At 75.3% G+C, this 12753-nt stretch carries 7 protein-coding genes and 1 pseudogene; 3 read left to right on the forward strand and 5 right to left on the reverse strand.

All coding sequences use genetic code 11. From position 1 onward, the window contains the following. Positions 1-124: 124 nt before the first annotated feature. The 3 genes and pseudogenes from ABGB16_RS32060 to ABGB16_RS32070 form a co-directional block, all read right to left on the reverse strand. Positions 125-1786: a SulP family inorganic anion transporter gene (locus tag ABGB16_RS32060; protein ID WP_347671821.1), complete on the reverse strand. Its 1662-nt coding sequence runs from the start codon at positions 1784-1786 to the stop codon at positions 125-127. Positions 1787-1899: 113 nt separating this feature from the next. After that, a pseudogene (locus tag ABGB16_RS32065) lies at positions 1900-2217 on the reverse strand (metalloregulator ArsR/SmtB family transcription factor); the annotation flags it as partial. A gap of 166 nt (positions 2218-2383) precedes the next feature. Then, positions 2384-5248, reverse strand: a complete 2865-nt coding sequence (locus ABGB16_RS32070) for an EAL domain-containing protein (RefSeq protein WP_347671822.1) — start codon at positions 5246-5248, stop codon at positions 2384-2386. Between the two features lie 253 nt (positions 5249-5501). On the opposite strand from ABGB16_RS32070, the gene ABGB16_RS32075 reads away from it, so the two are divergent. Further along, positions 5502-5879, forward strand: a complete 378-nt coding sequence (locus tag ABGB16_RS32075; protein ID WP_347671823.1) for a PH domain-containing protein — start codon at positions 5502-5504, stop codon at positions 5877-5879. Positions 5880-6015: 136 nt separating this feature from the next. On the opposite strand, the gene ABGB16_RS32080 is transcribed toward ABGB16_RS32075, so the two are convergent. Then, positions 6016-6942 carry a 2-hydroxyacid dehydrogenase gene (locus tag ABGB16_RS32080; RefSeq protein ID WP_347671824.1) on the reverse strand — a complete coding sequence of 309 codons (927 nt, stop codon included), beginning with the start codon at positions 6940-6942 and terminating at the stop codon, positions 6016-6018. 116 nt (positions 6943-7058) lie between these two features. On the opposite strand from ABGB16_RS32080, the gene ABGB16_RS32085 reads away from it, so the two are divergent. Beyond that, the gene (locus ABGB16_RS32085; RefSeq protein ID WP_347671825.1) at positions 7059-8234 is read left to right on the forward strand and encodes a PQQ-dependent sugar dehydrogenase; all 1176 of its coding nucleotides are present in this window, start codon (positions 7059-7061) and stop codon (positions 8232-8234) included. 49 nt (positions 8235-8283) lie between these two features. Further along, entirely contained in the window at positions 8284-9879 is a 1596-nt protein-coding gene (locus ABGB16_RS32090; protein ID WP_347671826.1) for a metallophosphoesterase, read from the forward strand. Positions 9880-10251: 372 nt separating this feature from the next. On the opposite strand, the gene ABGB16_RS32095 is transcribed toward ABGB16_RS32090, so the two are convergent. Next, positions 10252-12609: a pyruvate dehydrogenase gene (locus tag ABGB16_RS32095; protein ID WP_347671827.1), complete on the reverse strand. Its 2358-nt coding sequence runs from the start codon at positions 12607-12609 to the stop codon at positions 10252-10254. Between the last annotated feature and the right edge of the window lie 144 nt (positions 12610-12753).

Raw genomic sequence — 12753 nt, forward strand, 5'->3', positions numbered from 1 at the left:
CGGAGTTCCTGGTCTCGAGGGTTTCTTGGAGTGACTCACCTCAATACCGGAACTCCGCTTCTGTTTGCCTGAGCGACACACCCCTCGACAGCCGCCACAACGCCTTAACCGAGCGGCGTTGGGACTAGGCGGCCGCCAGGGCGATCTCGCGGGCGTACCGGATGGCCGCCGGCGTGTCCGGGAAGACCAGGCCCTCGCCGCGCAGCTCCTCGGCCACCCCCAGCGCGCTGAGCACCTGGTCGTGGCCCGGGGTGACGCCGGAGAGCAGCACCGCGATCCCGCGTCCCCGCAGCCGCCGGATGGCGTCGCCGAGGACGTGCGCGCCGGTGGCGTCGATCGTGGACACCCGGGACATCCGCAGGATGACCACCCGCACGTCGGCGACCTCGGAGAGTTCGAGCAGGAAGTTGTGCGCGGCGGCGAAGAACAGCGGCCCGTCCAGCCGGTACGCGACGATGTGCTCGTCGAGCAGGGCCCGCTCCTCCGCGCTGTGGTCGCCCGCGTCGAGCGGCACCTGCTCCAGCCTGGCGCTGCGGGCCACCGCGCGCAGCGCGACGACGACCGCGACAGCGATGCCGACGGCGACGGCGGTGACCAGGTCCCAGATCACGGTCACCGCGAACGTGAGGACGAGCACCAGGGCGTCGCCCCGGGTCGCCCGGGCCAGTGCCCACAGCGAGCCCACCTCGACCATCCGTACCGTCGTGGCGAGCAGCACCCCGGCCAGCGCGGCGAGCGGGATGCGGCCGACCAGCGGCGCGGCGGCGAGCACGATCCCGGCGAGCGCCACGGCGTGGGTGAGCGCGGCCAACTTCGACGAGGCCCCGGCGCGTACGTTCACGGCGGTGCGGGCGATGGCGGCGGTTGCCGGGATGCCGCCGAACAGCGGGGAGGCGAGGTTGGCCAGCCCCTGGCCGAACAACTCCCGGTCGGGGTCGTGCCGCTCGCCCACGGTCATGCCGTCGGCGACGGTGGCCGACAGCAGGCTCTCCAGCGCGGCGAGGGCGGCCACCGCGAGCGCGGAGGGCAGCAGCACCCCGATCGCGCCGGGGTCGAGGAACGCCAGCGACGGCGCGGGCAGTCCCTGCGGCAGGGCGCCGATGCGGACGAGGTCGACCGGGGCGGTATCGGCCAGGACCGTCGCGGCGGCCACTCCGAGCAGGGAGAACGGCACGCCGGGCCGCCAGCGGGCGCCGAGCAGCATCAGCGCCGCGACGCCGAGGGCCACCGCGACGGCCGCCGGCCGGGGGTGTGCGACGAACCGGCCGACGGCGTCGCCGGCCACCGCCCAGACCCGCTCGCCGTGGGCGTCGGTCACGCCGAGCGCGGCGGGCACCTGTTGCAGGGCGATGACCACGGCGATGCCGGCGGTGAAGCCCTCGATCACGGGGGTCGGCAGGTAGCGGACGTACCGGCCGAGGCGGGCGAGCGCCAGGGCGATCAGCAGCAGCCCGGCCATCGCGCCGACCATGAGCACGCCGGTCGGGCCGAACTGCTGCACCACCGGCACCAGCACCACCGTCATCGCGCCGGTCGGGCCGGACACCTGGAGGTTGGAGCCGCCGAAGACGGCCGCCACCGCGCCGGCGACCACGGCCGTGACCAGCCCGGCCTGGGCGCCCAGCCCCGAGGTGACGCCGAAGGCGAGGGCCAGCGGCAGGGCGACGACCGCGACGGTGAGCCCGGCGAGCAGGTCGCGGCGGGGCGAGCGGCGTACCGCAATCCAGTCGGCGCGGCCGGGCAGCAGGCGCAGGGCGCGGTCGCGGAGGACGGCGGCGCCGCTCACCGGCCCTGCCCCTGCCGGGTGCGGTGGGCATCCCCGGCGGCGGCACCGTCCGCCGGGGCGGTCGCGGCGGTGTCCGCGTCGTTCGAGCTTGCGGTCGGCGTCCCGACGCTCCCCCGCAGCTCGTCGAGCAGGGCGTCCCGGTCGGTGAGGACGGCGCCGAGGATGCGCCGCCCGGCGGCGAGCAGGTCGGCCACGTCGGGGGTGCTGAGCGCGTACATCACGAGGGGGCCGTCGCGGTGCGAGGTGACCATGCCGGCGCGGCGCAGCACGGCGAGCTGCTGCGACAGGTTGGATGCCTCGACCTCGATGGCCGCGAGCAGGTCGCGGACGGGCTTCGGCCCGTCCTGGAGCAGTTCGAGCACCCGGATGCGCACCGGATGGCCGAGGGTGCGGAACAGCTCCGCCTTGGCCTGGTACAGCGGCACGGACACGATGGAGCCTCCCGGGGTCGACCATGAAAACTTTAGCACTTGCGAAAGTTTTCAAGTCGCCCTCCTGCGATCTCGACGCGACCGCGCCGCCGCGTCCCGGGCACGTGTCAAGAAGGGGCCCTTCCCATACCGGAAGCGTTAAGAAGGGGCCCCTCCCTGCGGGCGGTCACCGCGACGCGGACGGAAACTCCTCCAGGTACGCCTCGACCCGCTCTGCCGTCGCCGGCCGGGCCAGCGCGAACCCCTGGCCGTAGCGGCAGCCGGCCCGGGCGGCGGCGTCCGCCTGGGCCGTCGTCTCCAGCTCCTCGGCGACGATCTGCAGGCCGAGCCGGTCACCGAGGCCGACCACCACGTCGGTCAGCGGCGGCTGACCCGGATCGTCCGCCGCCCGCCGCGGGGCCAGCTTGAGCAGGTCGATCGGGAGCCGGCGCAGCCGGGCCAGCGAGGCATGCGCGGCCTGGAAGTCGTCCAGCGCGGTCCGCACGCCGAGGGAGCGCAGCCCGGCGAGCCGGGCGACCACGGTGGACAGCTCCGCGTCGATGCGCGGCTCGGCCACCTCGACCACCAGCCGGTCCGGCGGTACGCCGTGGGTGGCGAGCACCGCCGCCGCGCGCTGGAGGAAGTCCGGCGCGACCAGCTCCCGGGGCGTGACGTTGACCGCCATCCACAGCTGCCGGCCGTCGGTCGACCAGTCGGCGAGCTGGCGGCACGCGCGGTCCAGCACCCAGCGGCCCACCTCGCCCATCAGGTCGAGATCCTCGGCGACCGGCAGCAGCTCCGCCGGGAGCACCGTGCCGAGCACCGGGCTACGCCAGCGCAGCAACGCCTCGGCGCCCACCGGCAGCCGGTCGGCCAGCCCGAGCACCGGCTGGTAGACCAGGTCCAGCTCGCCCCGGGCCACCGCGCCGGGCAGCTCCCGCTCCAGGTCGAGCCGGCGGACCAACTGCTCCTCCAGGTACGCGTCGTACCAGTCGACCCGGTCCCCGCCAAGCTGGGCGGCCCGGCGGCGGGCGAGGTCGGCCTGGCGCAGCACGTCGTCCGGGCCCGCGCCGGTGAGCTCGGCGAGGCCGACGCTGACCCGCAGCCGCACCTCCTCGCCGGCCACCCGGTACGGCTCGCCGAGCGCGGCCACGAGCCGGGCACCCAGGGCGTACGCCAGCACCGGGCCGGCGTCGGTGAGCACCCCGAACTCGTCCCCGACGAGCCGGGCCACCAGGTCGTCCGCGCCGGTCGCCAGGCGCAGCCGGTGCGCCACCTCGACCAGCACCGCGTCGCCGACGGCGCGCCCGCGCCCGTCGTTGACCGCGCCGAGGCCGTGCAGGTCGACCACCAGCAGCGCCCCCGGCCCGGCCCGCCGGGCGGCCAGCTCCCGCAGGAGCTCGCGCCGGTTGGCCAGCCCGGTGAGCTGGTCGGTCGCGGCGAGCCGGTGCACCACCCGCTCCAGCCGACGGCGCTCGCCGACGTCGCGGACGTGCAGCACCAGCGCGCCGACCTCGGGCACGCCGCGCTGGTCGCTGACCGTGGACTCGGTCTCCCGCCAGTCGCCGCGCCCGTCGCGCAGCCGGGCCGCCAGCAGCGTCGGCCGGGCCCCGCCGCGTACCCGGTCGAGCAGCAGCGCGGCGCGCGGGGCGTCCTCGGGGTGCAGCAGGTCGACGAACGGACGGGCGAGCACGTCGGCGTCGGTGAGCCCGAACAGCCGGGTCGCGGCCGGGGACTGCCAGCGCACCCGCAGCGCGGCGTCCAGCAGCAGGATCAGGTCGTGCCCGCCGGAGACGAGCTGACGGAAGTGCGCCTCCTGGGCGGCGAGCCGGTCGGCGTACCGGCGGTTGTCCGCCGCGGACATCAACTCCCGTACCAGCAGCGGTGGGATCATCGCCAGCCCGAGCAGGATCGCGCCCGGCCCGAAGTCGCCGTGCGCGGCGAGGTGCCCGCCGGCGGCCAGGATCGCGATCCCCGCAGGCGCGCTGACCCCGGGCCAGACCGGCGGCGGCCCGCCGGGACGCGGCTCGTCGCCGCGGGCCACCCGGCGGACGGCGGCGGCGGTCAGCAGCGCCCCGGCCACCAGCGCCGGGACGGCGGCCAGGGCGGTCCAGGCCGGAGCCCGGTAGGCCAGCAGCACGATCAGCGCGAGTAGTCCGAACTGGGTGGACCCGGCGCCGAGGAGGCACAGGGCCGCCCCCGGCCGGCGCCGCCAGTCGGCCACCGCCGCGACGCCGACCGTCGCCAGGCCGAACCCACCGGCCACCGCCGCGAGCCGGGCGACGACCAGAGGCTGCCCCGGCGGCAGCAGCACCCAGGCGGCGAAGAGCAGGCTCAGTCCGAGGCTGACGACGTCCACGACCCGCCGGACCCGGGCCGGGAGGGACAGCCGGGACCGGCCGGGCAGCAGGAGCAGCCCGGCGGTGTGCAACAGGGCGGTCAGCCCGAGGCCGGCCGCGCCGACGACGACCTGTTGCCCGCCGTCGGCCAGGGGCAGCACTCCGACGGTCAGCCCGGCCGCGACGACCGCCGCGTCGAGCAGGCCGGCAACCCGCCGACAGCGGCCGGCGCGCCGGCCGGCGCCGCGCGCGGGTTCGGGGGTCCGGGGGACCGCCGGCACGGCGGGATGATCCGGCGGCGCGGGTTCGGGGGGTCGTGGCACCGCCAGCGCGGCGGAATGATCCGGCGGCGCGGGTTCGGAGGGTCGTGGCACCGCCGGCACGGCGGAATGATCCGGCGGCGCGGGTTCGGAGGGTCGTGGCACCGCCAGCACGGCGGAATGATCCGGCGGCGCGGGTTCGGAGGGTCGTGGCACCGCCAGCACGGCGGAATGATCCGGCGGCGCGGGTTCGGGAGCGCCGGGTGCGGCCAGCCGGGAGAGCCGGACAGCGGCCAGGACGCTGCCGGCGGCGCCGGCGAGCGCCACCACGGCCAGCGGCGGGACGAGGCCGGCGAGCGCGGCGAGGACGAGCAGCGTCGCCGCCGCCAGCACCAGCAGGTCGGCGGGACGCAGGAGGCGGCGGAGGACGCCGGCGGGGTGAGCGACGGACACGGCGGTCGCCTTCGTGAGGGGGCACGGGCGGTTGTGGTACGGCGGTGCGGGTCGAGCCCACCGCCCCGGGTTGCGGGCCGGGGCGGCGCGGGAGCGGCGGGAGCCTTCCCGCCCAACATGGGCGAACGATTCACCCTGACGACGGATACGGCCCACGACCCGGAAATATGCGTGATCCAGGTCACCATGGCGACAGTCACCTCCGCCACGGCCCGCCCCGGGCCCGCCGGGCCGGCAGTGGGATCATCGGGGAGTGAGTCGCGCCGAGACCGTCCGCTTCCGCCACAGCCAGGCGCTCCTGGTCGCGGCGGTGATCGCCTTCATCGGGGCGCTGCCGCTGGCCACCGCCCGGTGGTACCTCCTGCCCGTGCTGCTCGTCCCGGTGGCGCTCGGCGTCTGGGCGTGGCGTGCCGGCACGGACGCCGACGCCCGCGAGCTGCGCCTGCGGGCGCTGTTCGGGCAGCGCCGCGTCCCGTGGGCCCGGGTCGTCGAACTGGCCGCCGACAACCGGGGCCGCGCGGTCGCCCGACTCGACGACGGCGAGCGGCTGGTCCTGCCCGGAGTGCGCGGCGTCGAGCTGCCCCGGCTCGTCGCGGTCACCGGCCACGCCCCGTCCGAGCCGGCCGCCTGACCCGACCGACTCCTTCGTCGACCTGATGTCGGCGACATGGGTGGGTCGAGCCCGGCCGATACCGCCATGTCGGCGACATGGGCGGGTCGAGGGGCGCCGGATGCCGCCATGTCGGCGATGTGGGGGCCGCGCCCCCTCAGTAGCCGCCCACGACCGTGTTGATCAGCGGCTCGCCGGCCGCGAACCGCCGGAGCTGCTCGCCCACCAGCCGGTACGCCCGGGGCAGCAGCCCGCGTACCGAGCCGGCCACGTGCGGGGTGAGCAGCACGTTGGGCAGCTCCCACAGCGGATGATCCGTGGGCAGCGGCTCGGGATCGGTCACGTCCAGCGCGGCCCGCAGCCGGCCGGTGGCCAGCTCCGCCACCAGGTCGTCCGTCCTGGCCACCGGGCCGCGCGCGGCGTTGACCAGCAGCGCGCCGTCCGGCATCGCCGCGAGGAAGTCCTTGTCGACCAGTCCGCGGGTCGCCTCGGTCAGCGGCACCAGCAGCACCACGACGTCGGCCTCGGGCAGCAGCGCCGGCAGCTCGTCGACCCCGTGCACCCCCTCCGCGGGGCGGGCGGTCCGGGCGACCATCGTGAAGGTCACCTCGAACGGGGCCAGCCGGGCGCGCACCGCCGCGCCGATCGAGCCGGCGCCGACGATCAGCACCCGCTTGCCGGCGAGCTCGTCGGTCGGGCAGACCTGGTCGTACGCCCACTCGCGGCGGGACTGGGCGAGGGCGAAGGCGGGGAAGCCACGCAGAAAGGACAGGATCGCGGTCACCACCCACTCGGCGGTGCCCGAGTCGTGCACCCCGCGCGCGTCGCAGAGGGTCACGCCGTCCGGCATCCGGCCCACCCAGGCGTCCGCGCCGGCCGAGAGCAGCTGCACGACCCGCAGGTCGGGCAGCTCGGCCAGCAGGGCGGTGGCGTTTCCCGAGGAGAGGAACGGCGGCACCCAGAAGCGCACGTCGGCCACGTCGGCGGGGAGCCTGGACGGTGACTCGGCCACCTCGACGGTGACCCCCGCCGGCACCTCGCCGAGCAGGGCACGGCCGGCCTCGTGCGGAATCCATACCTTCACGCCCGCCGACGATAGCGGGCCGGACGTCGAGGTCGGTCCGCAGGTCGGCGGGGATCGACGGCGGGACGTGTCCGCGAGCACTCAGCCGCCGGGGCGCTTCCGGCTACTCTGGCCGGGTGAGCGCGCGTCCCCCGTACCCCCGGAACAGGCCGCCGCGCGCGGTCGTCGCGGCGTCGTGCGCCGCGCTGCTGCTGGCCGCCGGCGGCTGCACCTTCGGCGAGCCGGCGCCGGACCCGGCCGGCGAGCCACCGAACCTGCCTACCCCGTCGGCGTCGGCCACCGGCGGCGGCGCCGGCCAGCAGGTGGTGGCCACCGTGCTGGCGAAGGGCCTGCGGGTGCCGTGGGGGGTGGCGTTCCTGCCCGACGGCGGGGCGCTGGTCACCGAGCGGGACAGCGGCCGGCTCCTCCAGGTCGGCCCCGAGTCCGGGCGGGACGGGCTGAACGTCACCGTGGTGCAGACCGTGCCGGGGGTGGCGGCCGACGGCGAGGGCGGCCTGATGGGCATCGCCGTCTCGCCCCGCTACGCCACCGACAAGACAGTCTTCGTCTACCACACGGCGGAGCGGGACAACCGCATCCTCCGGCTGCAACTGGGCGGCCAGCCCACCCCGATCCTGACCGGCATCCCCAAGGCCGGCATCCACGACGGCGGCGCGCTGGCCTTCGGCCCCGACGGCTTCCTGTACGCCAGCACCGGCGACGCCAGCAACCGGGACACCGCCCAGGACCCGAAGAACCTGGGCGGCAAGATCCTGCGGATCACCCCCGACGGCAAGCCGGCGCCGGGCAACCCGTACCCCGGCTCGCCCGTCTGGTCGCTGGGGCACCGCAACGTCCAGGGCCTGGCGTGGGACGGGGCGAAGCGGATGTACGCCGTCGAGTTCGGCCAGAACGCCTGGGACGAGCTCAACCGGATCACCAAGGGCGGCAACTACGGTTGGCCGCACGTCGAGGGGCGGGCCGGGGACAAGCGGTACGCCGACCCGATCGTCCAGTGGCGCACCTCCGACGCGTCCTGCTCGGGCCTGGCCGCCGCGGACCGGCTGCTGGTCACCTCCTGCCTGCGCGGGCAGCGGCTCTGGCTGGTGGAGCTGACCGACACCGGGACCGTGCTCGGTCAGCCCCGGGAGCTGCTCAACCGCCGGTACGGCCGGCTGCGCGCCGCCGTCGCCGCCCCGGACGGGTCGATCTGGGTGACCACCTCCAACCACGACGGGCGGGGCGACCCGTCCCCCGAGGACGATCGGATCCTGCGGTTGGTCTTCAGCGACGGCGGCGCCGGGCGCAGCTAGGAATTGTCGGTTTGCCAAGATCCCACATTGGGCAGGTCAGAATCTCAGCATGGACGGGCAGGAGAACGAGCAGCCGATGAGCGGGGACGCGGACACCCCGGCGAGCGGTCGTGGCCGGCGCTGGGCGCTCCGGCCCCGGCGGGACCGTCGGGCCGGCGATCCCGCACCGGCTCCGTGGGTCCGGGTGGCCCGCCGAATCGGTGTGGCCGCGGCCGTCCTGGCGATCGCCCTGGCCGGGGTGGTGCTCGGCACCTTCGCCGGCGGTCGGATGCACACCGACATCGGCCCCTTCCGGGCCGAGCTGACCCTCGCGCCCGCGCTGCGGGGCGGCACCACGGTCGACATCCCGCCGCTCGGCGCGCTGCAGCTGCACAGCCACGACGGTCCGACCCACCTGACGGTCGCGCTGGGCGCGCTCGACCAGCGGCGCACCGAGGCGCTGATCGACGACCCGGCGAGCATCAGCCGGGCCAGCCAGTCCGCCGTCACCGACGTCCGCAACGGGGTCATGCGCCTCGGCCTGCGTACGGTCGGCATGACGCTGCTGGTCACCCTGCTGCTGGCGGCGCTGGTCTTCCGGGACACCCGACGTACGGCGTGGGCGGGCGGGCTGGCCCTGCTCGTCACGGTCGGCAGCCTCGGGGCGGCGGCGTCCACCCTCCGTCCGCAGGCGATCGAGGAGCCCCGGTACGAGGGCCTGCTCGTCAACGCCCCCGCGATCGTCGGCGACGCCCGGCGGATCGCCAACGACTACACCAAGTACGCCGAGCAGCTCCAGCGCCTCGTCGGCAACGTCAGCCAGCTCTACACCACGGTCTCCGCGTTGCCGGTGTACGAGCCCGCGCCGGGCACCACCCGGGTGCTGCACGTCTCCGACATGCACCTGAACCCGACCGGCTGGCAGCTCATCCGCACCGTGGTGGAGCAGTTCGGCATCGACGTGGTGATCGACACCGGGGACATCACCGACTGGGGCAGCGAGCCGGAGGCCTCGTTCGTGGGCTCGATCGGCCTGCTCAAGAAGCCGTACGTCTACATCCGGGGCAACCACGACTCGGCCCGGACGGCGGCGGCGGTCGCCCAGCAGCCCAACGCGATCGTGCTGGACAACTCGACCACCACCGTCGCCGGCCTGACCATCGCCGGCATCGGTGATCCCCGCTTCACGCCGGACAAGAACACCTCGCCCGCCGGCAGCGGCCTGACCCCGCAGGTGGCCGACCAGGTGATCACCACCGGGACGAAGCTGGCCACGACGATCCGCGAGTCGCCGAAGCCGGTGAACATCGCGCTGGTGCACGACCCGGCGTCGGCCGGGCCGTTGTCCGGGGTCTGCCCGCTGGTCCTCGCCGGCCACACCCACGCCCGGCAGGTCTCCAAGCTGCCCGAGGTACCCGGCCAGCCGCCGACCCAGCTGATGGTGGAGGGCTCCACCGGCGGCGCGGGGCTGCGCGGCCTGGAGGGCGAGAAGCCCACCCCGCTGACGATGACGGTGCTCTACCTCGACCAGAACAAACTGCTCCAGGCGTACGACGACATCACCGTCGGCGGGACCGGCCAGGCGCAGGTCAACCTGGAGCGGCACATCGTGCAGGACCCGAAGGCGGGCGCCGAGGTGCCGGTCACCCCGACCCCGACGCGCTGACCGGCCCACGCCGCGTCCCGCGGCCCGCCGTGCCGGCCGGCCCATGTCCGCCCGCCGCGACACGCGCCCGTCACCCATGGTGAGCAACCTGCTGGTGGCACACCATCCTCGCCGGCGCTTTGCTCTGCACCCACGGACGCAACGGTCACCAACGGCTACCGCCTTTCGCCGCCGCGCGGGGCCGCGCGTCCGCGCCGCTCCTGGTCATGTGGGGTGTCGCATCCCTGGGTGCAGAGCAAAGGGAGCGAAAGACGACCCCTCGACCAGCCGAGGGGTCACGTTGTGTCACATCCCCCGCAGCGATTACACACCGTGAAATTTTGCCGAGACCGCGCCGTCGACAGATCACCGGGTGGGCGGAACACGGCTCGGTCAGCGCAGGGACAGCGCCGCCAGGGCGGCGTTGACGATGCTGCCGGGCAGCAGGTCGTGCAGCTCGTACAGCTCCTGGACGCTGCCGGACTGGCCGAACTCGTCCACCCCCAGCGGCACCGCCGGCGCACCGAGGGCCGAGCCGAGCCAGGCCATCGCGTGCGACGCGGCATCGTGCACCGTCACCACCGGCACCCGGTCGGCGAAGGCCGACCGCAGCGCCCCGGGGACGCTCGGCACGGTGGCCGTCCGCACGCCCTGGCGCAGGGTCCGCTGCCAGGCCCGGTAGAGCCGGTCCAGCGAGGTCACGTCGACGACGTGCGCCGCGATGCCCTCGTCGGCCAGTTCGGCCGCGGCGGCGAGCACCTCCGGCAGCACCGCGCCGGACGCGGCGAGCTGCACCACCGGGGCGTCGGCCAGCTGCGGGTACGCCTCGTGCGCGTCCACCAGCCGGTACGCCCCGGCGACCGCCTGCCGGCGCAGCACGGCGTCGCCGAGCCGGGCGCGGGCGGCCTCGAACGGCGCCTGGTCGATCGGCCGGGTGCTGAGGCGGAAGTAGTACGCCCCGTCCTCGGCCGGCGCGGCGGTCGTGTTCCGCGCGCCGCCGGCGGCGATCTGCCCGAGGGCGTCGCAGAGCAGCCAGTCCAGGGTGGCCGCGTACGCCGGCTCGACGAACGTCACGCCGGGCAGTTCCAGGCCGACCGAGGCGGTGATCGTCGACTGGTGGGCGCCGCCCTCGGGGGCGAGGGTCACGCCCGACGGGGTGCCGGCGACCACGAACCGGGAGCCGGAGTAGGTGCCGTACAGGAACGCGTCGAGCCCGCGCAGCACGAACGGGTCGTAGACGGTGCCGACCGGCAGCAGCGGCTGCCCCGACAGGTCCCAGGACAGGCCGAGCTGGCCGAGCAGCAGGAACAGGTTCATCTCCGAGATGCCCAGCTCGATGTGCTGGCCCCGCGGGCTCTCCGTCCAGCGCAGCATCCGGTCCTCGGTCCAGGAGCGCTGCTCGGTCGGGGCGAACACGCCGGTCTTGTTGATGAACCCGGCCAGGTTCGTGGAGGTGGCCACGTCCGGGGCGGTGGTGACCAGGTACGGCCCGACGTCGGGGTCGCGGGCCAGGTCGACCAGCACCCGGCCGAAGACCTCCTGGGTGGAGACGGGCTTGTTGGCGCGTACCCGGGTGGTTTCCGGGACGGTGACCGGCAGCGCCCGCCCGCGGGGCGCGCGGGACAGCGCCTCCCGGCGCTCGCCGGCCCTGATGCCGGCCGGGGACGCGGGGTCGAGCCGGTCCCACTCGGTCTGCCGGGTGAGGCCGTGGGCGGCGCGCAGGGCGTCGACCTGCTCGGTGGTGAGCAGGGCGGCGTGGTTGCGCGGGTTGCCGGCGATCGGCAACCCCCACCCCTTGACCGTGTACGCGAACACGACGCTGGGCCGGTCGGTGACCGCGTCGCACTGGGCGTACGCGTCGAGCATGGCCCCGAGGTCGTGCCCGCCCAGGTCGGTGACCAGCGGGCCCAGCTCGTCGTCTCCGATGTCGGCGATGAACTCGGCGATCCCGGCCGGCGCGCCGTCGAGGAACCGCTTGCGCAGGTCCGGGCCGGCCAGGCCGAACAGCGACTGGTACTGCTCGTTGGGCATCCGGTCGATCCAGTCGCGCAGCGCCTCGCCGGCGGGGCGGGCGTACGCCTGCGCGAGCCGGCGCCCGTACTTGACCTCGACGACGTGCCAGCCGGCGGCCTCGAACTGCCCCCGCCACTGGTTGATGCGCACCCCGGGGACGACCCGGTCCAGCGACTGGCGGTTGAAGTCGACCAGCCACATCACGTTGCCCAGCCCGGTGGTGGCCGGGTCGGCGACCGCCTCCCAGATGTTGCCCTCGTCCAGCTCGGCGTCGCCGATCAGGGCGATGAACCGGGAGCGCGGGCGCTCGCCGAAGTGCGCGTCGACGTACCGGCGGGTGGCCGCGGCGAACAGCGGCGCGGCGGCGCCGAGGCCCACCGAGCCGGTGGAGAAGTCGACGCCGTCCGGGTCCTTGGTGCGCGACGGGTACGACTGGAGCCCGCCGCGGGCGCGCAGCCGGGGCAGGTACGACCGGTCCAGGTTGCCGAGCAGGTACTGGATGGCGTGGAACACCGGCGAGGCGTGCGGTTTGACGGCCACCCGGTCCTCGCCGTCGAGGTGGGCGAACCAGAGCGCGGTCATCGCGGTGACCAGGGAGGCGCTGGACGCCTGGTGGCCGCCGACCTTCACCCCGTCGCCGGTGTTCCGGTCGTGGTTGGCGGCGTCGACGATCCGGGTGGCGAGCCAGAGCACCCGCCGCTGGATCTCGTCGAGGACATCGAGGTCGGCGCGGGACAGCTCACTCACGGTCGACTCCATCCGGGCGTCGCCATTGACGCCCACGAGGGGGTGGGGAGTTCCGGTGATCATGAGGTTGACGGCAGTTCAGGGATCGGAAACTGCCGCCAACCCCATGATCGACGCGGGTCCGGCCGGCAGCCG

Source organism: Micromonospora sp. B11E3 (assembly GCF_039871625.1).
Taxonomy (GTDB): domain Bacteria; phylum Actinomycetota; class Actinomycetes; order Mycobacteriales; family Micromonosporaceae; genus Micromonospora.

What these genes read in the sequence shown, in the direction of transcription:
- ABGB16_RS32090 (WP_347671826.1), top strand. Translation starts at nt 8,284, where the DNA reads ATGGACGGGCAGGAGAACGAGCAGCCGATGAGCGGGGACGCGGACACC.